The organism is Streptomyces sp. Tu 2975 (assembly GCF_009832925.1).
Taxonomy (GTDB): domain Bacteria; phylum Actinomycetota; class Actinomycetes; order Streptomycetales; family Streptomycetaceae; genus Streptomyces.
The window spans coordinates 2065392-2089059 of record NZ_CP047140.1 but is presented as its reverse complement, the minus strand read 5'-3'; the positions used below and the strand labels follow the sequence as shown (position 1 = coordinate 2089059).

Sequence of the window (23668 nt, the reverse complement as noted above, 5' to 3'; positions counted from 1 at the left end):
TGCGCCCTTTCCGCTCTGTCCGTCCTGTAGGGGGATCCATGACCACGACGACCGGCGGCACTCCGCCGCGGCTGCGCCTGCCCTTCGACCTCGCCGGCCTGGATGCGTCCCCCCTCAGGACCGAGCGGCTCGTCCTGCGGCCGATCCGCCCGCAGGACGCCGACGACATCCACGCCTACCAGCGGCTGCCCGAGGTCGTGGTCCATCTGCCCTGGCCGCTGCGCGACCGGGAAGCCGGCGGCGAGCACACCGAACTGCGGGCGAAGCAGCGCACGTTGACCGCCGACGGTGAAGCGGTCGCCCTCGCCGTCGTGCTGCCCGGTGAGCCGGGCCTCGGCGGCCGCGGGGACGAACGGGTCATCGGCGACCTCACCCTCATCCTCACCAGCGCCGCCCACGCCCAGGTCGCGGTCGGGTGGGTCCTGCACCCCGACTTCCAGGGCCGGGGGTACGCCCGCGAGGCGGCCACGGCCCTCCTCGATCTCGCCACCGGTCTGGGTGCCCACCGGATCGCCGCGACGGTGGACGCGGCCAACGAGCCCTCCCTGGCCCTCTGCGCTCGACTCGGCATGCGCAGGGAAGCGACGTTCCGGCAGGACCGCCACGGCGACACCGGCTGGCGGGACACCGTGATCTACGCCCTCACCCGCGAGGAATGGCTCGCCGGGAGGTCGGCCCCGGCCCGCTGAGGGGCGGGTGACCTGAGCGCCGCGTGGGCCTGTGGACGGCTTACGGGCCGAGGAGTTCGGAGTACCGTTCGACCAACTGCTGCTCCGCGTCGTCGAGATACGCCGCGAGCAGCAGTTCGGCCGTGGTGCGGTCCGCCGCCTCGAGGGCGGAGAGGATCTCGCGGTTGCGCTCCAGATACGGCTCGTGGAAGCCCCGCGGATTGTCCATCGCGTGGAAGACCAGGCGCAGTTCGGCGAGGATGCCGCGCATCAGATCGTCCAGGCGCCTGCTGCGGGCAAGGGCCACGACGGCGCGGTGGAAGTGGATGTCGGCGGTGCCGAGGTCGCGCCAGGCGCCTTCCTTCGATGCCTTCTCGCCCTCGGCGACCGCCGCTTCCGCGTGGCTCAGGTCGTAGGGCGGGGCCCCTAGACCGCGGACCGCCGCGCACTCGATGAGTCTGCGCACCTGGTAGATGTCGGTGACGTCCTGCACGGTCAGCATGCGCACGAAGACGCCGCGGTTGAGCTCGTGGACCAGCAGCCGTTCGTGCGTGAGCAGGCGGAACGCTTCGCGCAGGGTGTTGCGGGAGATGCCCAGGGCGCCGCCGATGGCGTCCTCCGACAGCTTGCTCCCCGGCGGGAGATACCCCTCGGAGATACGTGTGCGCAGGATGTCCGCGACCCGGTCGGCGGTGCTGGAGCGTCCGAGCAGGGCGCGGTCGCCGACGAGCACGGCAGGGTCGACCTCGGCTGTCATCTGTCCGTCCTTCTCCCACGGCCGGCGGCCGTCCGACGGTTTGCGCCGGTCGGTCCGGGTCAGTCAACCCGAAATCATTGAACGAAACAACAGAGAGCTTGTCGGATCGTTCAACGATTTTCTATGTTGTGTGGTGTGATCGTGAACGCAACCTGACCGACCGCCGCAGGTGCACCCGGAGCAGCGCGGTGGTACCTCCTGACCGATGGACCGTTCCAAGGAGCCCAGGTGACAGACCTCGTGATCGACCTCAACGCGGACCTCGGGGAGGGCTTCGGGCGATGGACCCTCACCGACGACGAGGCCCTGCTGTCCCTGGTCACCAGCGCGAACGTCGCCTGCGGCTTCCACGCGGGCGATCCCGGCACCATGCGCCGCGTCTGCGACACGGCCGCGGAGCGCGGCGTACGGATCGGCGCCCAGGTCTCCTACCGTGACCTCGCCGGCTTCGGCCGCCGGGCCATGGACGTGCCGGCGGACGAGCTCGCCGACGAGGTCACGTACCAGATCGGCGCCCTCCAGGCGTTCGCCCGCGCCGCCGGAGCGGCGGTGAGCTACGTCAAGCCGCACGGAGCGCTCTACAACCGGGTGGTGGCCGACCATGAGCAGGCGGCAGCGGTGGCCGCCGGCGCCCGGCTGGCCGACCCCGGGCTCGTGGTGCTGTGCCTGCCGGACTCCGCCATGCACGCGCAGGCGGCGCGGGTCGGCCTCCCCGTCGCCGCGGAGGCGTTCGCCGACCGCGCCTACACGGCGACCGGGACGCTGGTCCCCCGAAGCACCCCCGGCGCGGTGATCACCGATCCGGCGGAGGTCGTCCGCAGGGCCGTCGCTCTCGCGCGGGAAGGCCGCGTCACCGCGCTGACCGGTGAACCCGTGGCGGTACGGGCGCGCTCCCTGTGCCTGCACGGTGACACCCCCGGAGCGGTCGCTGCGGCCGGGCAGGTGCGCGCGGCGCTCGACGTGGCCGGGGTCAGGGTGGAGGCGTTCGTATGAGGCTGAGACCGGTCGGGGAGGACTCCCTGCTCGTGGACCTGGACACGCCGGAAGAGGCACAGGCCTGGCACGCCCGGATCCTCGACCGGTGCGGCCGGGGAACCCCGGCGCCGGTGCGCGACATCGTGCCCGGCGACCGGACCGTGCTCCTCTACGGCGTCGCCGACGTCCACGCCATGGAGGCGGAGCTGCGCCGGTGGTCCGTCCCCCTGTCGGCGGCCGGCGGCGGCCCTCTGGTGGAGATCCCCCTGCGCTACGACGGGGCCGATCTCGGCGCCGTCGCCGAACTGTGGGGGGTCCACGAGGACGAGGTCGCACGGATCCACAGCGGTACGGAGCACCGGGTGGCGTTCTGCGGATTCGCCCCGGGCTTCGCCTACATGCTCGGCCTCGGCGAGCGGTACCACGTGCCGCGCCGTTCCGTGCCCCGCACGTCGGTGCCCGCAGGCTCGGTGGCGCTCGCCGGCCCCTACACCGGTGTGTATCCGCGTGCCTCCCCGGGCGGCTGGCAGCTGATCGGGACGACCCGTGTGCGCCTGTGGGACCTCGAGCGTGAGCCCGCGGCACTTCTGACACCCGCCACGCGCGTGCGCTTCGTCCCCGAGGAAGCCGCGCCGGGAGCCGCATCGGCCACGAGGGGGCGGACGGCATGAGCGGCGGCACGCTGGACGTCGTACGGGCCGGCGCCCTCACCACCGTCCAGGACCTCGGCCGGCCCGGTCACGCCGGGCTCGGCGTGCCGCGTGCCGGTGCCCTCGACCTGCCCGCGCACCGGCTCGCGAACCGGCTGGTGGGCAACCCCGCCGATGCCGCGACCCTGGAGACCACGCTGACCGGGGTCGCCGTGCGCACCGACCGCTCCGTGGTGGCCGCCGTGACGGGGGCGCCGGCGCCGGTGCGGGTGAACGGCCGGCCGGCGGCGTGGGGAACCGCCGTGCGTCTTCCGGCCGGCGCCGTGCTCGACGTGGGCGCGCCGACCAGTGGCCTGCGCAGCTATGTCGCCGTCGGCGGAGGCGTCGCGGTCGACCCGGTCCTGGGCAGTCGCTCCACCGATCTGCTGTCCGGGCTCGGTCCCGCCCCGCTCGAGGACGGGAATGCCTTGCTCCTCGGCGAGGCGACCGGCCCGCCGCTGCATGCCGACACGCTGCTGTGGCCGGCGCCGCCGGAGGAACTGGTGCTGCCCGTACTGCTCGGCCCGCGCGACGACTGGTTCACCGCCGCCGCGGTGGCCACTCTGGCCACGGGCCGCTACGAGATCTCCCAGCACAGCAACCGCATCGCCCTGCGGCTGGAGGGCCCGCCGCTGGAGTGGGCGGTGCACCGTGAAATGCCGAGCGAAGGCATGGTGGTCGGCGCGGTGCAGGTGCCGCCCGACGGCCGGCCCGTGGTCTTCCTCGCCGACTGCCCCACCACCGGTGGGTATCCCGTGATCGGGGTCGTCCCTGAGCGCCTGCTGTCCCCGGCCGCGCAGGCCGTGCCGGGTCTGACGGTCCGCTTCGTACCGCGGCGCCACCGCCGCTGAGTCCTGGCATCGTGCGGCTCGAACCGGCGCGGGCGCTCGCTCCGGTGTCAGGCCTGGGCGGCGTACGAGACGAAGCTCGTCCACGACGCGGGCGACACGGCGAGTTGAGGGCTCTGCTCGACCTTGGAGTCCCGGACGTGGACGGTCGCGGCGGTCGTCGCCACCTCTACGCAGTCGTCGCCGGAGCTGCCGCTGTAACTGCTCTTGAACCAGGCCAGTTCTGTGGTGCTCATGTCGCTCCTCGCATCCGGCGCAGCAGGCTCAGGGATTCCTCCAAGGAGAGAGCCTGTGACCGCATCCTGGCATACCGCATCTGGAGCATGCTGACCACTTTGGGGTCGGAGACGAACCGCCCGCTCTCCTGCCCCTCGCAGTAGCCGTACCACTTGTTGTCCGGTGTCTCCAGCAGTCGGATCGGACCGTCTATACCGGCGTGGATCACTCGGGTCCGGGGCATGACCTGGATCTCGATGTTCCGAAGTCCCGCGAGTTCGAGGACGTGGGGGAGCAGTTCCGGGCTCGCTCCCATCCCGCGCTGGAGCACATGCTCCTCGACGATGAAGCTGAACGCCGTGTTCGGCCGTTCCCGCAGCAACCTCTGACGCTCCGTCCGCGCGGACAGCATGGCCTCGATCTGGTCGTCACCGAGGGGTGGCAGACGCTCCGAGAACAGCGTTCGGGCGTACGCCTCCGTCTGAAGCAGTCCCGGGATCAAACGGCACTCGTACGTATAGAGGTTGACCGACTCCGCCTCCAACTGCGCCCACTGCCGGAACCAGCTCGCCAGCCCCGGGCGCCGCGACAGATGGCGTGCGGCGCCCCGCAGCGCGCCGAAGGCGTCGAGTACCTCCTCCGCCCGGTCGACGAAAGCCGCCGGGGGGAACCGGCGGCCCTGTTCGATGGAGGCGACGGTCGGCACCGAGTACCGCACCTGTGGGGCGAACTGTTCCTGGGTCAGACGAGCCCGCTTCCGGAACGCCTTGACGACCTCGCCGAACGCTTTGAGGCTGTCCGAACCCTCCGGCTCGGCAGTGCTCGTGACGCCGTTCCTGTCCCCGGGCGGACCGGCCGGTCCGCAACCGGCGCCGTTCGCCTCGCTGTTCCCGTCCTCACCGCTGGTCTCGCACGCCGCCATACCGGCCACCTTCCACGTACCGTGTCGCAACCGGCCCATGGTCCGGCGCAATCCCCCTTCCCGTCCACCGTGCGTACCCGTACGCTGACTCTGCGTACGGGTTCCTGGATGGTTGTGCGGCGTCGCGCCTGTGGTGCCCGGCGATGGACACCAGCGGCTGGAAACGCCTTGTGGGAGCGCTCCCGCCCCTGCTAGACATGCGCCGCATGGACCTTGTTCCCTTTGTGCGCCGCTACCGTCCGTCGGACAGGGCGGCGCTGGCGGACATCTGCGTCAGAACGGCTCACGAGGGCGGGGACTCCACGTCGCTCTATCCGGATCCCGGGCTGATGCCGACGCTGTTCGCCTTCCCCTATGTCGAGTTGCAGCCCGAGTTCGCCTTCGTGCTGGACGACGGCACCGGGCAGGCCGTCGGGTACATCCTGGGCGCCGGTGACACTCCGCGCTTCGCCGAGCGGTTCCGCGCCGAGTGGCTGCCGGTCGTGGCGGAACGGTTCCCCGAGCCGGCGGGAGAGCCGGCAACGCCCGTCGAGGAGATGCTGGTTCTCCTGCACCGGCCGGAACGGATGGTGCTGCCGGAACTGGCTTCCTTCCCGGCACACCTGCACATCGATCTGTTGCCGGAGTGGCAGCGACGAGGCTTCGGACGCGCCTTGATGGGGGAGTTGCTGGCCGCCTTGGAGGCCGCGGGCGTGCCGGCCGTGCACCTCTGCATGGTGCGGGCCAACACGGCCGCGCGGGCCTTCTACGGACGTCTTGGTTTCCGGGAGATCGAGGTGCCGGACCCGGGTCCTGTCCTGTACCTGGGCCGGTCGACGGCTCGCAGCGAGCCTGCGGCATGACGACGGCGGTGCCCGCCGAAGGGGTGGCGGGCACCGCCGTCGTCACGCGCCTCAGTGGCCGGCGGCCTCCGGGGAGCGCCGGATGCCGACCGCAGCCACCACGGCAGGGACGCCGGCACCGCCCGGCTCCTGCCCCGGCTACTCAAGGGCCGCACCCGCGGACCGGTGTTCGTCACCCACCGCCGTCCGGGGCCGGGCAAGGTCGTCGGCCCCCCTGATCGAGCCGATCGAGGACCGGCCGGGACACCGACGGGGGTGGGTGAGGTGGCTGAGGAGGAGCGCGGATGGCCCGCTTCCCGTCCCTCCTCGCGGGGTTGGCTCCTTGACACCGCGGCGCCTTTTTGGCCTTCTCGGCCCTCGGTCATAGTCGGCGCCATGGACTATGACGTAGTGGTGGCCGGAGGCGGCCCGGTCGGACTGATGCTGGCCTGCGAGCTCCGGCTCGGAGGCGCGCGGGTGGCCGTCCTGGAGCGCCTCACCGAAGTGGACCCGACGATCAAGGGCGGGGCGATCACCACGCCCGGCGCCGAGGCGCTCTACCGCCGGGGCATGCTGCCCACGCTGGCCGAGGTGCAGCGGCAGGCGATGGACCGCTTCCAGGCATTCATGCGCGAACGGAACGGCGGGGACGGAGGCGGGGCCGCGGGCCAAGGGCTCGGGTTCGTCGGGCACTTCGCCGGAGTCATGCTGCGGGCGGATTTGGTCGACCGTACGGAGCCGGGCCTCGGCGACGCCGGACCCGCCGCCGAGATCGCTTTCGTGGCGCAGCAGGACATCGAACGGCTGCTCGGCGGGCGGGCGGACGAGCTCGGTGTCGACGTGCGCCGGGGAGTGGAGCTGACCGGCTTCGACGCGGACGACGGGGCCGTCACGGTGTGGACCAGCCACGGGGCCATACGCGCCGGCTGGCTCGTGGGCTGCGACGGCGGCCGCAGCACGGTCCGCAAACTCGCGGGGTTCGCATTCCCCGGCACGGACCCGGAGATCACCTGTCACCAGGCGGTCGTGGAGATGACCGGTGCCGAGGACCTGACGGTCGGCTGGGCCGCCACGGACACCGGGGTCTACGCCCACGGGCCGATGCCGGGCCGCATCGTCACCGTGGAGTTCGACGGCCCGCCGGCCGACCGGGACGCGCCGGTCACCACCGAGGACCTCCAGGCGAGGCTGCGCCGCGTCTCCGGCGTGGACGTCACGATCACCGGGGTGCGGACCGCGACCCGCTTCACCGACCACGCCCGCCAGGTCACCGAGTACCGCAAAGGCCGGGTGCTGCTGGCGGGCGACGCGGCGCACGTGCACTCCGCGTTCGGCAGCCAGGGGCTGAGCCTGGGTCTCGGGGACGCGATGAACCTCGGCTGGAAACTCGCCGCGGTGATCGGCGGCCGGGCGCCGGAAGGGCTGCTGGACACCTACACCGCCGAACGGCACCCGGTCGGCGCGGGGATCCTTGACTGGACCCGTTCCCAGGTCGCGGCCATGCGCCCGGACCCGCAGTCCCGGGCGCTGCGCGGGATCGTCAGCGACCTGGCGGAGACGGTCACGGGCACCACGTACCTCACCGCCCGGCTCAACAGCGCCGGGGTGCGCTACGAGCTGCCGGGCGAGCACCCGCTGACCGGCCGCAGCGCCCCGGACCTCGAACTCGCCGACGGCAGCCGCCTCGCGGACCACCTCCACGGCGGCCGGGCGCTCCTGCTCGACCTCACCGACGACCCGGAGCTCCGGGCCCTCGCTGCGGGGTATGCCGACCGCGTCGACACCCTGACGGCCGGCTGCCCGTCCCGCCCCGAACTGGCGGCGGTCCTCGTCCGTCCGGACGGCTTCACCGCCTGGGCGGCCGACGCCGGGGCGCAGGCGCCGACGTCGACGGCCGGGCCGGCGGAGGCGCTGGAGGAGTGGTTCGGAGTGCCAGAGGGTGTCGTGACGCCGGGCTGATCCACCGCTCGGCCGACTGACTCGAACCACGAGCCGATTCCACCGACGGCCGCCGCACCCACCCGGTGTGGTGGCCGCCCGCACCCCGGTCCCGGAGCAGCAGCAGCCCGGGGCTCTCACCGGCCGCCTACCGCACCCGCCGCCACGCATACCCCCACGCCCTCTGCCGGTGTTACGGATCCCGGCACCCTGCACGGCGGATAAACCGGTGTCCCGGGACCGGCCCGTCTCTCTAGACTCGGGACGCGCGGTGCACACGGCATCGCAGCGCCGTCCGGCGTCGGAACGAGGGGAGCACGGCCATGCGTTACCGCACTGCCGTCGTCGTTCCCCGGTCACGCTACGACGTGATCCTGATGTCCACGCCCACCCGGTGCCGGCTGCGCGGCCGCCACCGGAAGCCCGTGACGAACGCCTGATCCCGCCTGCCCGGTGCCGCGACCGCAAGGTCGCCCGCCCGGCACGCCGCCATGCGCCCGTGCCCCGGTCGGGGCAGGGACATGGCCCTTGCCCCTTGGCCGGGGACGGCGCGGGATCCGCAACCGAGGCCCCTCGTACGGGAATTGCGCTGCCTGTCTCCCGACACACCTGAAAGGCCATGGGCCGTGCGCACCGACCCGCGACACCGATCCGTTTCCACCAGTCCGCCGACCCGCGTCAGGAACCTGGGCATTCTCGCCCACGTCGACGCCGGCAAGACCACCGTCACCGAACGGATCCTGTATCTCACCGGCGCCACCCACAAACGGGGAGAGGTCCACGACGGCACGACCGTCACCGACTTCGACCCGCAGGAGCGCGACCGCGGCATCACCATCTTCGCCGCGGCCGTCAGCTGCGACTGGGACGGCCACCGGATCAACCTCATCGACACACCCGGCCATGTCGACTTCGCCGACGAGGTCGAGCGTTCGCTGCGGGTGCTCGACGGCGCTGTCGCCGTGTTCGATGCCGTCGCCGGGGTCGAACCGCAGAGCGAGGCCGTATGGCGGCAGGCCGACCGGCACGGCGTGCCCCGGATCGCGTTCGTCAACAAGCTGGACCGCGCGGGCGCGGACCTGGACGAAGCCGTCAGGTCGATCAGGGAACGGCTGCGTACGGCCCCGCTGGTGGTCCAACTGCCCGTCGGGCAGGAGGACGGCTTCACCGGCGTGGTGGATCTGCTGCGTATGCGTGCGCTGATCTGGACCGCCGGCCGGGACACGTACGAGGAAGGCCCCGTGCCGGAAGCCCTGCAGGCCGAGGCCGCACGACGCCGGCGGCTGCTGGAAGAAGCCGTGGCCGAACTCCACCCCGTCGCACTGGAGGAGTTCTGCGAACGGTCCGCCCTCTCGGAGCCGACCCTCGCCGGCGCCCTGCGCGACCTGACCCTCAGCGGTGAGGGCGTCGTCGTGCTGTGCGGTGCCGCGTACCGCGACTGCGGGATCGAGCCGCTGCTCGAGGCCGTCGTCGCGTATCTGCCCTCGCCGGTGGACGTACCGCCGGTGCGGGGCACGCGGGACGGCGCGGAGCAGGAGCGGCAGGCGGATCCGGAGGCGGCGTTCGCAGGGCTGGTGTTCAAGGTGAACTCCACCTCCACGGGCAGGCTGACGTATGTGCGGGTCTATTCGGGCACGATCACGAAGGGGGACACGGTGCTGGACGTAGGCACAGGCCGTTCGGAACGGATCGGCAGGATCCTGCGCGTACAGGCCGACCGGCACGCCGAAGTGGACCGGGCCGAGGCCGGGGACATCGTGGCCGTGGTCGGACCGAAGTCCGCCCGTTCCGGTGCGACCCTGTCCACGCCGGCCGCTCCGCTGCTCCTCGAACCGCCCACCGCGGCCGCCCCTGTCGTCACCGTGGCGGTCGAGGCGCGCAGCCGCCTCGACACCGACCGGCTGGCGACGGCGTTGGCCCGACTGGTCGAGGAGGACCCCTCCCTGACCGTCCGGACCGACCCGGAGACCGGTCAGACGGTGCTGTCTGGCATGGGTGAACTGCACCTGGAGGTCGCGGTGGAGAAGATCCGCCGCGCCCACGGGCTGGAGGTCGGCGTCGGCCGCCCCCAGGTGGCGTACCGCGAGACCGTCGTCCGCGGCGTGGCCGGTCTGGTGTACCGGCATGTCAAACAGGACGGAGGCGCAGGGCAGTTCGCGCATGTCGTCCTCGACGTCGCGCCACTGGACCCGGACGACGACCGTGCGGAGGGCTTCGCGTTCTCGTCGACCGTGACCGGTGGACGGGTCCCGCAGGAGTTCGTCCGCGCGGTGGAGGCCGGCTGCAGGGACGCCCTGGCGGAGGGCCCCCTCGGGGGCCATCCGGTGACCGGGCTGCGGGTGACGTTGACCGACGGGGCAACGCACTCCAAGGACTCGTCGGAGATGGCGTTCAGGGCGGCGGGCCGCTTCGGGCTGCGTGAGGCGCTGCGCACCGGCGTGATGGCGCTGCTCGAACCGGTCGTCGAGGTCACGGTCACCGTGCCCGACCACGCGGTCGGCACGGTCCTCGGTGACCTCGCCGCGCGTCGCGGACGCGTCTCGGGCCAGTCGACACGGTCCGGTACGGCGGTCGTCACCGCGACCGTGCCGCTGGCCGAACTGTTCGGCTACGCGAACCGGCTGCGCAGCCGCACGCAGGGCCGGGGCACGTTCACCACCCGGCCCGCCGGCTACGCGCCGGCTACGGTGCCGGGCGGGGTGGCGTCGTCGTAACGCCGCCGGTGCGGGGCCGTCCTGGGAGGGACGGCCCCGCGTCGGGGTCGGGCGTGCCGCCCACGCCACCCACCAGGCCGCGGCCCCGCCACGCGTCCGAGCGGCAGAGCTGGGGAGGTGTCCGTCACAGTGCACCGAACGGGCCCATTTCCGCGTTGCTCCTGGGAAAACGACCGTGACAGCATGCGGTTCGTGAGTGACAACGGGGATGACATATCGGGGCCTGACCGCCTCTCCAGACTTGCTGAGTTGGCCGATTGGCCTGCTCCGGAGCAGCCGGTCGCGACCAGTGATACACCACGGCCGGTGAAGTCGGCCGAACCGGTGGTGGATGAGGTGGCGGCGGGTCGGCGTCGGTTTGCGCGTTTGCTGGGTGAGTTCAGGCGTGCGGCGGTGTTGGTGCCGTTCGATGCGCAGGGGAGTTTGTGGACGGCGGACTTCAACGGGGTGCGGTGGATCTGTGCGTTCTCCGATGAGGAGGCGCTGTCGCGGTTCGCGCATGCGCAGCGGGATGCGGGGCGTGAGTGGGAGTTCCGGACGGTGCTGGGTGCGCGCTTGCTGGATGTGATGGTGCCGATGCTGCCGGGACCGGCGGGGTTGCGCTGGATGCGGGCAGTGACGAGGGCGTGTTGTTTCCGCCGGTCGAGGGTGTGGTGCCCGAGGCGGCGGTGGTGGATCTCGGGGGACGCGGTGAGTGGGGAGCAGCCGGATCTTGCGGCGCCGCCGTCGGCTTTGGTGGAGATAGCGAGTGGTATCGATCTGGCGCATGCGGAGCTGAAGGAGCTCGGCATGATCGGGGAGGCGACGACGGGCCGGGGGTTTTCTGATCTGGCCCTGTCGGGCTGGAGTTGGGGCATGGGGGTTTGACGTCGGAGTTCGAGACGTTCTGCAACCGGTGGGAGTGGGGCGTCCGGGCGCTCACGTTGAAGGGGAATCTGGTCGCTCAGGCGTTGGGTCTGTCGGCGGGGTCGTTCGCGGAGCAGGAGCGGTACGTCAAGGACACGCTCAAGATCGGTGTGAACTCGCTGAACGGTAATCCGCATCTGTCGGAGGACGAGGTCAAGCAGATGCGCTGGGACACGATCCGGGATCAGCACGCGTGGGACAACGCCGACTGGAGCCGGGAGTCGTTCTCGCAGGCGCATGCCGAGGTGAAGCAGACGTGGGCCAACACCACGTATGACGTGATGGACGCGCAGAACGACGCGATGGAGCGGGCGGGGATCCTCGACCCGGCGGTGCGGGAGCGGCTGGACGCGCAGTTGCGTGAGGATCTGGACCCTGATCAGGCGACGGTCGATCAGGCTGAGCAGCCGCGGTGGGGGAGAGTCGCTGATGGTGGACTGGGGCGGGCTGGTCGACAAGGGCGTCGACATCGTCGACGACGGGATCGACAAGGGCAAGGAACTGGTCGGCGAGGGTGTCGACTATGTGACCGACAAGGCCGGCGAAGGTCTGCGGCACTACGGCTACGACGGTGTGGCGGAGGCGGTCGAGGACTGGGGGGACGAGACCGCTTCGTCTCTCGGTGCTCAGGTGGGTGAGCAGCAGCTCGGTCAGAGTGAAGAGGCGAACGAGCTGATCCATGGCCGGCCGGAGAAGATCGCCGAGTCGGTGAAGAACCTGCGCGACTTCCAGAAGGCGTTCGACCTGGTCGGCGGCGGGCTGAAGAAGATGGACTCGGCCCACTGGAAGGGTGAGGCGGCCAACACCTTCCGGGAGAAGTTCGAGCCGCTGCCCACGGACTGGCTGCGCGCGGCGGACGCGTGCGAGGACGCCGCCAAAGCTTTGGAAACCTACTCCAAGGCGATCACCAGCGCGCAGGGCAAGGCGAAGGAGGCGATCGCCCTCTACAAGGAGGGTGAGAGCGACTCCAAGGCTGCGGTCGAGGCGTACAACAAGAAGGGGCGGGCGTACGACGCGGCGCGAAACAGTGACAATCCGCTGCCGCACCCGGGCGAGTTCACCGACCCGGGCAAGGCCAAGCGGGCCCGGGCACGGGAGATCCTCGCCGACGCCCGCAAGGCCCGCAACGAGGCCGCCGAGGCTGCCAAGAGCGCGGTGACGGCGGCGATGGCGCACGCGCCGAAGGAACCGACGGGCCGGGACAAACTCCAGGCCGAGTTCACCGACTACGCCCTCGGCATGGGCGTGGAATCCATGCACCTGGCCGGCGGCGTGGTCAAGGGAACAGCCGGCATCGTCAACTTCGTCCGCTCCGTCAACCCGCTCGACATGTACAACCTCACCCACCCGGCCGAGTACTGGAAAGGCGTCAACACCACACTCGCCGGTATCGCCTCCACCGCCGCCAACCCCGACCGCGCCCTGAAGAACGCCTGGGAAGCAGCCAAGGGCGACCCCTCAGAATTCATCGGCCGCCTCATCCCCGAAATCCTCGGCACCAAAGGCACCGGCCTGGCCAAGGGCCTGGTCACCGCCGGCAAACACCTCCCCGACGGGCAAAAGCCCGGCGGCGCCCGAGGAGATCACGACCGTGACCCCGACAGCGGTGGCAAGAAGTGCACCGACACCAAGTGCGACGGAGACCCCGTCGACGTCGCGACCGGCCGGATGCTCCTGCCTCAGACCGACATCGTCCTGCCCGGCTCACTGCCATTGGTCTTCCAACGCACGCATGACTCCTCGCACCGGTCAGGCCGCTGGTTCGGCCCGACGTGGTCGAGCACGGTCGACCAACGCCTGGACATCGACTCCGAAGGCATCGTGTTCAGCTGCGCCGAGGGCAGCCTGCTGGCCTACCCCCACCCCGCTCCGGGTGTCCCCGTCCTGCCCACCCACGGACGGCGCTGGCCACTCGACCGGGTCGACGACGGCTACACGATCACCGACCCTGACTCCGGTCAGGTCTGGCACTTCACCGACCACACCGCCGAAGTCGCCCTGCTGACGCAGATCGACGACCGCAACGGCCGCTGGATCACCTTCGAACACGACGAATCAGGCGCTCCGACATCGATCGTCCACCACGGCGGCTACAACCTCAAACTCACTACCAGCGAAGGCCGGGTCACCGCCCTCCACCTCGCCGGCGCCGCCCTCGATGGCAGCGACCAGGAGATCCTCCGCTACGGCTACACCGACGGCCACCTCACCCATGTCACCAACTCCAGCGGCCGCCCCCTGCACTTCGGCTGCGACGAACACGGCCGCATCACCTCGTGGACCGACACCAACGGCAGCCACTACGACTACGTCTACGACGACCAGGACCGCTGCACCTACCAGACCGGTACCAACGGGCACATGGAATCCCACTTCACCTGGGACGACACCGACCCCGAAACCGGCTTGCGGATGACCTCCATCACCGACGGCCTCGGCCACACCAAACGCTTCGTGATCAACAACCGTGCCCAGGTCGTCGCCGAAATCGACGCATTGGGGGCGGTAACCCGCTACGAATACGACCGATACAACCGCCTGCTTTCGCGCAGCGACCCTCTCGGCCACACCAGTCGGTTCACCTACGACGAACGGGGCGGCTGACCGAAGTGGAACGCCCGGACGGACGGCGACTCCGTACGGAGTACGACGAACTGGGGTGCCCAGTTCGAGTCTTCGGCGCGGACGGCTCCGTGACGCGCCAGACGTACGACGAACGCGGCAACCGCACATCGGTCACCACCCCTTCGGGTGCGACCACTCAATACGTGTATGACGGGGCTGGTCACCTTACGTCGGTCACGGACGCCCTCGAGCACCGCGTCCTGATTCGCTGCGACGGGCGGGGGCTACCGGTCGAGACGACAGATGCATTGGGCGGAACCACCTCATTCGAGCGCGATCCCTTCGGACGTCTGATCATGTTCATGAATCCACTCGGCGCGGTAACCCGCTTCGAGTGGAGCGTCGAAGGCCGACTGCTCCGCCGGATCGAGACGGACGGAACTGCGCTGTCATGGACGTACGACGGGGAGGGCAACTGTCTCTCCCACACGGATGCCATGGGTGCGACATCAACGTTCGAGTACACGGACTTCGACTTGATGGTGGCCCGTACCGGCCCTTCTGGAGTGCGCCACGAGTTCCGGCACAACGCCAATCTCCAGCTTGAGCAGGTGACCAACCCACAAGGTCTGACATGGGACTACACATACGGCCCCGACGGCCGGCTGATGGCGGAGTCGGACTTCGACGGTCGCGTCCTTGCATATGCCTACGACGCGGCTGGTCGCCTCGAGTCCCGGACCAACGGAGCCGACGAGACGATCAAGTACGCGTACAACGCGCTGGGCCAGGTGATCGGTAAGGATGCAGGCGGACGGGTCACAACGTTCGAGTACGACGTCTTCGATCAGCTCACTGTCGCTGCCACGCCGGACTCACGTCTTACTCGTATCCGCGACCGGTTCGGCCGTATCGCGTCCGAGACGTCGAACGGCCGCACCACGCTGTTCCAGCACGACCGGCTCGGACGACGGATCGGCCGCACGACGCCGAGTGGGGCCGTCAGCCAGTGGTCGTACGACGCTGCGGGGCGACGTACTGAGCTGAGAACATCCGGGCGCACTCTGGCGTTCGAGCGTGACGCCATGGGGCACGAGGTCGCATGTCACGTCGGGGACAGCGTCACCTTGAGTAGCCTCCTCGATCCCGTGGGCCGCGTGGTGGTGCAGGACGTGACATCCCATGGCCGCAGCATTCAGCGACGGGGATACTCCTACCGAGCTGACGGCAACCTTGTCGGAATCGAGGACCAGACGTCGGGCGACAGGCGCTTCGACGTGGATCCGGCAGGCCGCGTCACAGCAGTGCACGCCACCAATTGGTCGGAGCGTTACGCGTACGACGCAGCCGGAAACCAGACGGATGCCGCATGGCCCGACGGCTACCCCGGGTGGGAGGCCACCGGCTCCCGTGAGTACACCGGCACCCGCATCAGCAGGGCGGGGAGCGTCCGCTACCAGCATGATGATCAGGGCCGGATCGTCCTGCGTCAGAAGATACGCCTGTCCCGTAAACCCGATACATGGCGATACTCATGGGATGCCGAAGACCGCCTGACAGCGGTCACCACGCCTGACGGAACCGTATGGCGATACAGGTACGACGCACTGGGCCGTCGCACGGACAAGATACGTCTCGGCGAGGACGGGCGGACACCGGTTGAGCACGTCGCCTTTACCTGGGACGGCTCGACGCTCTGTGAACAGACGTCCCAGGCGGACACATTGCCGCGCCCCGTGACGCTGACTTGGGATCACGACGGAGTGCGCCCCTTGACCCAGGCGGAGCGCATCAGCTCGGACACCGATGCCGAGCGCGTGTTCGATGAGCGCTTCTTCGCGATCGTCACCGATCTCATTGGATCCCCGACCGAACTCGTCGACGAGGATGGGCAGATCGCGTGGCGCACCCGCAGCACCCTGTGGGGGACGGTCACCTGGGCGGCGGAGAGCTCTGCCTATACCCCGCTGCGATTCCCTGGCCAATACTTCGATCCGGAAAGTGGCCTCCACTACAATCTCCGGCGTTTCTATGACCCGGAAATCGCTCGCTACACATCGATGGACCCGCTCGGACTGAGTCCGGCTCCGAATCCCTCGGCGTACGTGCACAATCCGCACCTGTGGTCCGACCCACTCGGCCTCAATCCGTGCCCGCCGGTCACCCTCGCCGATGCCAAGGCCAAAGCGCTGCGCGACGCCGGCGTCCCCGAAGGGGCGGAGCCTTTCGACTCGACGGATCACGCCATGGCCACCAAGCCCGACTGGCAAGGCGGCGGCGCCCAACTGGACGAAACCGGAAGGCCGATCTTCTACAGAGAAGAATGGTACGAAACGGCCGATGGTGACATCATTCTGTTCCAGGACCACCATTTCGGCCATCAGAAACCGGGCGAACCCGGTTACCAGGGCCCGCATGTGCATGTTCGTCCCTATGAGAACACGCGGAACGGACAGATCCCCGGCTGTGAGGAGCACTACTACTATGACCCTGAATTGGGTTGAGTTGATCCAGAACCTGAAGGAGCTCAGCGCCCTTTACCCAGCTCCGCCGCCGCTTCACGCCGTCACTCTCCGGTCCGTACACCTGAATCGCTACGGACCTGCGGTGACGCTCCGCATGGACCTGCCGGAGTTCCCACAGAAGCCTCCCGCCGAGTGGCGAGAAGCCGGATTCGACCGATTCCAGTGCCAGTTGCGCTTCATTGCAGTAGAGCATTTCGGGATGGAAGGGTGGCGGCCGCCCGTCACTGCCGATCTGCGACTCGACAGATGCGGAGCCAACCGCATCCGTGTTTCAGTAGAGTCACCTGATCTCCGGCTGACCTTCGAGGCCGCCGATGCTGTGGTCATCGGTCATATGACTGCCTTCGCGGTGAGCCAGGCCGGGGCCGATGACGGGCCTCACCGGTTCGTCGGCAAACTTGATTCCCGTAAATTCAATAGTCTCCCAAGCCTGGACGAGAAGACGTTTTATGAACGCATTTGAATGGACCGACCTGCTCAAAGAGCCGTGGAACACGCGTGAAACGCTCAGCGCGCCACCGGAACTCGGTGATTGCCGGATCGTCTCATGTCACATCGATGAGCGGGATACGAGCGTCACGCTGGGATTCGACACCCGGCGCGTTCCGGACAGCTCGATTCCCGGTTCCGACGAGTCACAGATGAACGCTCTGGAGTTCTCCATCACCTTCACGTCGGTCACCGGCCTCCACGTCACGGGCTGGGGAGGCGGCTCCGGTGGATCGGTAAAGCTGTCTCGCTCAGAGGACGGCGGCATCGTGGTGTCCGTGGACAGCGCCTCTGGGAAGATCTCCTTTCAGGGACGGACCGCACTACTCTCTCGCGCCCGGGCCTACCTCGCATCGTCCGCCGAGTAGGACCCGATCTGCTGCCGACGGCGGTGGGAACCGGCCTGCCCGGCCGATTGCCTCGGCGGTTCAGCATGCCTGTGGTGAAGCCACCGGCATGGCTCGGCCGCCCCGTCGGCCTGCCGCCGCAAGGTGGCCGTCTCAGCACGAAAGCCGTGGCCCAGTTCCTCGCGGCCGAGGGCCAAGCAGTGGCGGAAGGTGTGGATCAGCGAGCCCCAGGCCCGGGGTCGATGTGCTGGGTGCCGGAGCGGGGTGGTACTGGTCGCGCCAGACTCGAGGCGAGACTCCGTATGCCTCTTCGAAAACTTCGCTGAAGTGAGTCGCGTCCACGAAGCCCCAACGCCGTCCGCGGCCGGCTCCTCGTCCTCCCGGGCCAGCCGCTCCGTCCGACGGACAGTAACCGCGGTCGCCCGCGCAGAACAGATCCTGAGGGGCCCGACGGTGCCGAGCCCGATGCGCACGGATACGTCCTCAGCCGGCGGACGGTGGTCGATACCGAGCGCCACCACGGATTCGCTGTGCACGGCTGCAACGGTGCACCCGTAGTCCTCGCCTGATGCAGCGTCGACTGACGCGGTGCACCACCGACCAGAAGGACTGCATCGTGGTGGATCGACCACCAGGCGTCGGGGGAGGCGGCAAGCATCGACGCGAGGTCGCCGGTCGCGACCGGCCGGCCCCCGGGCCGGCGCACGGCTGGGCCGGCAGCGCGCCGGCGGACGCCGCCGGGGCGGCCGGCGGGGGACCGGTCAGCAGGTGGGGACGCCCGGGAGCCAGGCGTCCGCGACGTCGATGTAGATGTTGGAGACGTAGCCGCCGTAGTCGGGCAGGTAGGACCAGGCGTCGTTGCTGTAGCCGTCGGTCTGCACCAGCTGGCCGCGCACCTGGCAGCGAACCCGTACCGTCGACGGGCCGGCGAGCGCCGCGACTCGGGTGGACGTGGTGGTGGCCGACTGGCGGACGCTGACGTCCGTCCCCCAGGTCGGGAAGGACTTGGTGGTGGTTCCGTCGCCGGTCCAGAGGTAGGTGACGGTCACCCAGCCGTTGTCGTTCAGGCCGACGTTGTAGAAGGTGCCGTCCGCCAGGTCGATGCCGGCGGGGTTGAGGACGCGGCGGCCGAAGCCGTCGAGGCCGCCGTTGTAGCCGTTCTCGTATGCCGCCTGCGCCTCGGGCATCCCCTGGGGCAGGTCCTTGAACGTCTCCCGTACCGAGGACGGGTTCCAGTGGTCGTCGCGGGTGTTCCACGGGCCGACGTCCCAGACCGGCGCCGTCTCGCAGCGGGCGGGCCCGCAGACCCGTACCGAGTACTCGGCGCTGCCCTTGGGGAGAGGCCGCGCCGTGACGGCAGGGCGACGAAGTGGTCGTTCGGCTTGATCACATGTCCGTTGGCGGTGGTCCCGCCGACCAGGCCCTCGCGGGTGGCGTAGACGCGGGCGGTGAACGGTTCGGCCGAGGCCGGGCGGGGAGCGGCGACGGGCACGCTGTCGGCGGTGAGCCGCAGAGAGCTCACGGCGGGGCCGGACCGGTTCGTGCCGCCCTGAAGGACCAGCCGTGCCTGGACCTCCGTGACCGTGCGGGGGAGTTCGGCCGGTACGCCGGCGAGGGCCTCGCGCCACTCGGTCCAGGGGCCGTTGCGGTCGCGGCCGCGGATGTCGACCTCCACCCCGGACCCCGCCGGTAGCTCCGCCCGGACCTCTGCCGCGACACGGTTGGCGCCGGTCGCCAGGTGGTGCACCGGCAGTACGGCGGAACCCTGGCCGCGCCCCGTTCCGGCCGAGGCGGACGGGAGTGTGGTGTCGCGGATGCGCAGCGTGCCGTTCGCGTGCCGGACGTTGGCGTCGTCGTCGGAGCCGCCTTCGGAGCCGGCGGCCAGGTCCACGCTCCAGGAGACTCTGATGTCGGGGCCGGGGCCGTGTTGTCGGTGGCCGACGGGGCGGCCGGGGCGGACCGGTGGACGGCGGGGGACCAGGCCGAGGCGCCCGGCGGATCGGCGGCGGCGGCGCCTGTGCCCAGTGTCGCCGCGGTCAGTGCCAGCAGCGGCAGCATGCAGACCACCGGCCGGCGCCGTGCGGCACCGCCGCCGTTCCTGGCGCTCGTTCGTCTCCAGCGCATGGTCTCGTTCCCCTTCGTCGAGTCGTGTCCGGTCGCGTTCCGTCGTGAGTTGCGTCGACTTGTCACATCTGTGTCTTCGGCACGTTCGGGGCGCGGGCGAGCCGGTGGCCCGGGTCTTCGGCCGTCAGGGTGAGGCCGTCAGAGTGACGGGCGGGATTGTCAGGCGCAAGACATTCGATCCTGGGCGAACGGTGGGGCCTTGTTCTTGTCATGAGCGAGACATCCCGTTACGTTCCCGGGGGCTCGCAGCGTTCCGCGGCCCGACGTGACCCCGCAGAGCCGCCTCCCCCACCAAGGAGCAATCGTGAGGTTCCTCAGACGCCTTCCCGCCGTGGTCGCCGCCGCAGTCCTCGCGCTCACGGGGCTGTCCGCCGTCCCGGCGAACGCCGGCGAGTCCGCGGCCGCTGCCGGCCCCGCCTTCAAGGCCCCCTATCCCTGTGGCCAGCGATGGACCTACAGCCATCACTCCGCCGAGGTCCGCCGCGCCCTCGACTTCGTGCGCGCCGACGGCGGAACGACCGCCGGTACCCCCGTCCTCGCCTCGGCCGCCGGGACCGCCACCCGCCACTACCAGGCCGGGGCGCGGGCAACTACATCGTCATCGACCACGGCAGCGGCTGGAAGACGTACTACTTCCACCTCGCCGCCTACTCCGTCGCGAGCGGCGAATACGTGGGCCAGGGCCGGCAGATCGGCACCACCGGAAGCACCGGAAACTCCTCCGGCGCGCACATCCATTACGAGCAGCTCTACAACGGCGTCGGCCAGAACATCGTCATCAACGGCTCGGGACTGTCCTACCCCGGCAGCTACCACCAGGCGTACCTGACCAGCGACAACGGCTGCGGCGGCTCCGGCACCCCGTTCAACACCTGGGGCAGCGGCGTCAACGTCCGCGCCGACGCACGCCTGAGCGCCCCCGTCGTCACCACGCTGGGCGGGCCGACCGCCGTACACGTCCTGTGCCAGAAGCAGGGCGACACCGTCAGCGCCGAGGGCTACACGAACAACTGGTGGAGCAAGCTCCGCGACCAGAACGGTTTCATCAGCAACATCTACATCGACCACCCGGACGCCAGGCTGCCCGGCGTCCCGCTCTGCTGACCACCCGTCACCCGCCGTCGGTGCGGCGCGCGACAACCCGCCGAGGAAGGGCTCCGGTCACGGAGCCCTTCCGTCGTTCCTGCATGGCTGCGCCGATCACGCGACGCGCATAGACTCCCGCTCGGCGGCGCGCGGGACGCCGGCGACCACCGGGGGTTGGCCAGTGCTGCGAGTGGACTTCAGCAGTGGGGAGCTGGCCCGGCTGCGTGTCGCGCCGGGCATCGACCCGCTGTGGGAGACCGCGCTCAGCCTGCATCTGCTCCAGAACCGGCAGGCCGCGCCGGCCTTCGACCCCTGGCGGCGCGAGGCCCGTGCCGCGCCGGCCCGCGCCGGACTCGTCCCGGCGACCAGAGCGCTGATGAGGCTGTGCCCGCCCACCGGATACTTCCCCGACTTCCTGACACCCGGGTGCGGCGACACGGACCTCGACACGGCACTCGACCAGGTGCTCGCCACCCCCAGGCGACGACTGGCGGCCGAGCTCCTGCGGCTGTACGCCGACACCGGCCACGCCGTCCCGCCCGGCGTGCGGCCGCTCGCCGAGGGCAGGCCCGAAGCGCTGCGGCGGCTAGCCTGCGCCCTGCGCGGGTACTACACCGCGGCCGTCGAGCCGTACCGTCCGTCATGCGTACGCAGGCCGCCGACGACCGCGCCACGCGGGCCGATGCCGCGCTGGCCCGCGGCGCCGAGGGGCTGCTCGCCGGGTACGACGAGCTTCCGGGGTGGCGGTGCGAGAACGGGCAGCTCCGGGCCCCGTACCCCGTGGACCGGGAACTGGGCCTCCAAGGCCGGTCGCTGACGCTCGTGCCGTCGTTCTTCTGCGTCCGCGCCCCGCTCGCCCTGGTCGACGAGGAACTGCCGCCTGTGCTGGTGCATCCGCTGTCGCCCGAGCCGCAGTGGCTCGCCCGATCGCGCCGTGCCGACCCCGTGTCCTCGGTCGCCCAGCTGATCGGCACCTCACGAGCCCGGCTGCTGCGGCAACTGGACCGTCCGATGACCACCACGGGCATCGCCGCCGCGCTGGGGCTCGCAGCCTCGACCGCGAGCCGCCATGTCTCGGTCCTCCGCGACGCGGGCCTGCTCTCGTCCCGCCGCCAGGGGGTCCGCGTGCTGCACCGCAGGACCCGGCTGGGGGACGACCTGCTGGCGGGCGCACCGCGCTGAGCGGCGGGTCGGCGGGGGCGTGTGGTGGGGCAGCGGGTGCGGCGGGCGGCGCGTGCGGGCCGGCCCGGACCTCGACCGGCGTGCGGGCGGGGCAAGGTCCCCGCCGAGCGTGCGGGCGGCCCGCACCGCTGGTCGGCGCGGCCGGAACACCCGCCGAGCGGGTGACGGCCCGCACCGCTGGTCGGCGCGGCCGGGGAGTGGGACATTGAAGGGGAAGCCGTGCCCGCCCGACGAGACCCGGGGAGGGCCCATGGGGCGTGATGTCCCGGCGCTCGTCTTCACCCGTGAGGACCGCCGCCGGTACCGGAAGAAGATGCAGAGCTGCCTCGACACGTTCGCGTTGATGCTGCGCGAGGCGCGCTTCGAGTCCGAGCGCCCTCAGGTCGGTCTCGAGATCGAGCTCAACCTGGTGGACGAGGCCGGCGAGCCGGCGATGCGCAACACCGACGTCCTCGAGGCGATCGCCGACCCGGCCTGGTCGAGCGAGCTGGGCCGGTTCAACCTGGAGATCAACATCCCCCGAGAACCCTCACGGCAGGCGGCCCGGACTCCTGGGAGCGGGAGATCCGCGACGCGCTCAACCATGCCGAGGAGCGGGCCTCTGAGGTCGGCGCGCATCTGGCCATGATCGGCATCCTCCCGACGCTGCGGCAGCGGGACGTCGGGGAGGCGGCGCTGTCGGAGAACCCCCGCTACCGCCTGCTCAACGAGCAGGTCTTCGCGGCACGCGGCGAGGACCTGCGGATCGCGGTCGACGGCGTCGACAAGCTGCGCACGTACGCGGACACCATCACACCGGAGGCCGCCTGCACGAGTACGCAGTTCCACCTCCAGGTCTCGCCGGGAGAGTTCGCCGCCTACTGGAACGCCGCGCAGGCCGTCGCCGGGGTACAGGTCGCGCTGGCGGCGAACTCGCCGTTCCTGTTCGGCAAGGAGCTGTGGCGGGAGACCCGTATCCCGCTGTTCGAGCAGGCCACCGACACCCGCCCGGAGGAGATCAAGGTGCAGGGGGTCCGGCCGCGGGTGTGGTTCGGCGAGCGGTGGATCAACAGCGTCTTCGACCTGTTCGAGGAGAACGTGCGCTACTTCCCCGCACTGCTGCCCCTGTGCGACGAGGAGGACCCGCGAGCGACGCTCGACGGCGGCGACGTCCCCGAACTGCCCGAACTCACTCTGCACAACGGCACCATCTACCGCTGGAACCGTCCGATCTACGCCGTGGCCCACGGCAAGCCCCATCTGCGCGTCGAGAACCGGGTCCTGCCGGCCGGCCCCACCGTCGCCGACGTCCTCGCGAACGGAGCGTTCTACTACGGGCTGACCCGCGCACTGGTCGACGAGGAACGGCCCGTGTGGTCGCGCATGTCGTTCCAGGCGGCGGAGGACAATCTGCACTCGGCGGCCCGGCACGGCATCGACGCCCCCCTTTACTGGCCGGGGATGGGCGAGGTCCCCGCGACCGAGCTGGTGCTGAGGCGGCTGCTCCCCATGGCCCACCGGGGACTGGAGCGGTCCGGCATGGACGCGGCGTGGCGGGAGCCGCTGCTCGGCATCATCGAGCAGCGCTGTGTCGCCGGCCGTAACGGCGCCGTGTGGCAGGCGGAGATGTACCACCACATCGACTCCACGTCCCGGGTCGACCACCATGAGGCGCTGCGGCTGATGACGCGGCAGTACATCGACTACATGCATCTGAACGCGCCGGCCCACACCTGGCCCGTGGACTGACGGCGATCTGCCGGAACGCCGTGCCATCGGACACGTCAGTCATCGGATGAGTTCGCCGCACCACTCTTCTCCCGATGAGCTCACCCCGCTACCATCGTCCGCATTGGGAGCGCTCCCACCTCCGTATACCACTCGTGCCGCCGCCCTCGGCGGTCTGCTCGGAGAGGA

Annotated in this window: 17 protein-coding genes and 6 pseudogenes; 18 read left to right on the top strand and 5 right to left on the bottom strand. The window is 70.5% G+C overall.

Going from position 1 to position 23668, the window contains the following annotated elements; translation table 11 throughout:
* The first annotated feature begins 38 nt into the window (after nt 1-38).
* The gene (locus GLX30_RS09110) at nt 39-689 is read left to right on the top strand and encodes a GNAT family protein (protein ID WP_159685765.1); all 651 of its coding nucleotides are present in this window, start codon (nt 39-41) and stop codon (nt 687-689) included.
* A 40-nt stretch (nt 690-729) separates the two neighbouring features.
* Here the strand turns inward: GLX30_RS09110 and GLX30_RS09105 are convergent, their stop codons facing one another.
* Nucleotides 730-1425, bottom strand: coding sequence for a GntR family transcriptional regulator (locus tag GLX30_RS09105; RefSeq protein WP_159685762.1), 696 nt, complete (start codon nt 1423-1425; stop codon nt 730-732).
* 228 nt (nt 1426-1653) lie between these two features.
* On the opposite strand from GLX30_RS09105, the gene GLX30_RS09100 reads away from it, so the two are divergent.
* The 3 genes from GLX30_RS09100 to GLX30_RS09090 are packed head-to-tail and all read left to right on the top strand — an operon-like array spanning nt 1654 to nt 3940.
* Nucleotides 1654-2418 (top strand): 5-oxoprolinase subunit PxpA, encoded by a 765-nt coding sequence (locus GLX30_RS09100; protein WP_159685759.1) that lies wholly within the window; start codon nt 1654-1656, stop codon nt 2416-2418.
* The gene (locus GLX30_RS09095; protein ID WP_159685756.1) at nt 2415-3071 is read left to right on the top strand and encodes an allophanate hydrolase subunit 1; all 657 of its coding nucleotides are present in this window, start codon (nt 2415-2417) and stop codon (nt 3069-3071) included. The genes GLX30_RS09100 and GLX30_RS09095 overlap by 4 nt, the downstream gene beginning before the upstream one ends.
* Complete coding sequence (locus GLX30_RS09090; protein ID WP_159685754.1) at nt 3068-3940, top strand: biotin-dependent carboxyltransferase family protein; 873 nt, start codon at nt 3068-3070, stop codon at nt 3938-3940. Before GLX30_RS09095 ends, GLX30_RS09090 begins: the two co-directional genes overlap by 4 nt.
* Before the next feature lie 47 nt (nt 3941-3987).
* Here GLX30_RS09090 and GLX30_RS09085 read toward each other — a convergent pair whose 3' ends face one another.
* Together GLX30_RS09085 and GLX30_RS09080 are read right to left on the bottom strand one after the other, a co-directional pair.
* Complete coding sequence (locus tag GLX30_RS09085) at nt 3988-4173, bottom strand: DUF397 domain-containing protein (RefSeq protein WP_159685751.1); 186 nt, start codon at nt 4171-4173, stop codon at nt 3988-3990.
* Nucleotides 4170-5075: a helix-turn-helix transcriptional regulator gene (locus GLX30_RS09080; RefSeq protein WP_159685748.1), complete on the bottom strand. Its 906-nt coding sequence runs from the start codon at nt 5073-5075 to the stop codon at nt 4170-4172. Before GLX30_RS09080 ends, GLX30_RS09085 begins: the two co-directional genes overlap by 4 nt.
* A 206-nt stretch (nt 5076-5281) precedes the next feature.
* Here GLX30_RS09080 and GLX30_RS09075 point away from each other — a divergent pair, with 206 nt between their 5' ends.
* From GLX30_RS09075 to GLX30_RS09040, 10 genes and pseudogenes are all read left to right on the top strand, one after another.
* On the top strand, nt 5282-5917 hold the full coding sequence (locus tag GLX30_RS09075; protein ID WP_159685745.1) for a GNAT family N-acetyltransferase: 636 nt from the start codon (nt 5282-5284) through the stop codon (nt 5915-5917).
* 375 nt (nt 5918-6292) lie between these two features.
* Nucleotides 6293-7855 carry an FAD-dependent monooxygenase gene (locus GLX30_RS09070; RefSeq protein ID WP_244258085.1) on the top strand — a complete coding sequence of 521 codons (1563 nt, stop codon included), beginning with the start codon at nt 6293-6295 and terminating at the stop codon, nt 7853-7855.
* A 605-nt stretch (nt 7856-8460) separates the two neighbouring features.
* Complete coding sequence (gene fusA, locus GLX30_RS09065) at nt 8461-10548, top strand: elongation factor G (RefSeq protein ID WP_159685742.1); 2088 nt, start codon at nt 8461-8463, stop codon at nt 10546-10548.
* A 192-nt stretch (nt 10549-10740) separates the two neighbouring features.
* A pseudogene (locus tag GLX30_RS35140) lies at nt 10741-11234 on the top strand (SseB family protein); the annotation flags it as partial.
* A gap of 4 nt (nt 11235-11238) precedes the next feature.
* Nucleotides 11239-11873 (top strand): annotated as a pseudogene (locus GLX30_RS09055) (hypothetical protein); the annotation flags it as partial.
* 10 nt (nt 11874-11883) lie between these two features.
* Nucleotides 11884-14058, top strand: coding sequence for a putative T7SS-secreted protein (locus GLX30_RS36130; protein WP_347879703.1), 2175 nt, complete (start codon nt 11884-11886; stop codon nt 14056-14058).
* A gap of 5 nt (nt 14059-14063) precedes the next feature.
* Nucleotides 14064-14107 (top strand): annotated as a pseudogene (locus GLX30_RS36125) (hypothetical protein); the annotation flags it as partial.
* A 40-nt stretch (nt 14108-14147) separates the two neighbouring features.
* Entirely contained in the window at nt 14148-16523 is a 2376-nt protein-coding gene (locus tag GLX30_RS36120) for an RHS repeat-associated core domain-containing protein (RefSeq protein ID WP_347879803.1), read from the top strand.
* A complete protein-coding gene (locus tag GLX30_RS09045; RefSeq protein WP_159685739.1) occupies nt 16504-17007 on the top strand; it encodes an Imm50 family immunity protein in 504 nt (167 codons plus the stop codon). Before GLX30_RS36120 ends, GLX30_RS09045 begins: the two co-directional genes overlap by 20 nt.
* Nucleotides 16994-17401, top strand: coding sequence for an Imm50 family immunity protein (locus GLX30_RS09040; RefSeq protein ID WP_159685736.1), 408 nt, complete (start codon nt 16994-16996; stop codon nt 17399-17401). Before GLX30_RS09045 ends, GLX30_RS09040 begins: the two co-directional genes overlap by 14 nt.
* Before the next feature lie 341 nt (nt 17402-17742).
* Here the strand turns inward: GLX30_RS09040 and GLX30_RS35135 are convergent.
* Nucleotides 17743-17916: pseudogene (locus tag GLX30_RS35135) on the bottom strand (AraC family transcriptional regulator); the annotation flags it as partial.
* A gap of 225 nt (nt 17917-18141) precedes the next feature.
* The gene (locus GLX30_RS35130) at nt 18142-18567 is read right to left on the bottom strand and encodes a hypothetical protein (RefSeq protein ID WP_244258084.1); all 426 of its coding nucleotides are present in this window, start codon (nt 18565-18567) and stop codon (nt 18142-18144) included.
* Nucleotides 18568-19808: 1241 nt separating this feature from the next.
* On the opposite strand from GLX30_RS35130, the pseudogene GLX30_RS09025 reads away from it, so the two are divergent.
* The 4 genes and pseudogenes from GLX30_RS09025 (at nt 19809) to GLX30_RS09015 (ending at nt 23500) form a co-directional block, all read left to right on the top strand.
* Nucleotides 19809-20608 (top strand): annotated as a pseudogene (locus GLX30_RS09025) (M23 family metallopeptidase).
* A gap of 172 nt (nt 20609-20780) precedes the next feature.
* Nucleotides 20781-21407 carry a hypothetical protein gene (locus GLX30_RS35125; RefSeq protein ID WP_244258083.1) on the top strand — a complete coding sequence of 209 codons (627 nt, stop codon included), beginning with the start codon at nt 20781-20783 and terminating at the stop codon, nt 21405-21407.
* Nucleotides 21371-21772 (top strand): helix-turn-helix domain-containing protein, encoded by a 402-nt coding sequence (locus tag GLX30_RS35875; RefSeq protein WP_279632576.1) that lies wholly within the window; start codon nt 21371-21373, stop codon nt 21770-21772. The genes GLX30_RS35125 and GLX30_RS35875 overlap by 37 nt, the downstream gene beginning before the upstream one ends.
* Nucleotides 21773-22022: 250 nt before the next feature.
* Nucleotides 22023-23500 (top strand): annotated as a pseudogene (locus tag GLX30_RS09015) (glutamate-cysteine ligase family protein).
* Nucleotides 23501-23668 lie beyond the last annotated feature (168 nt).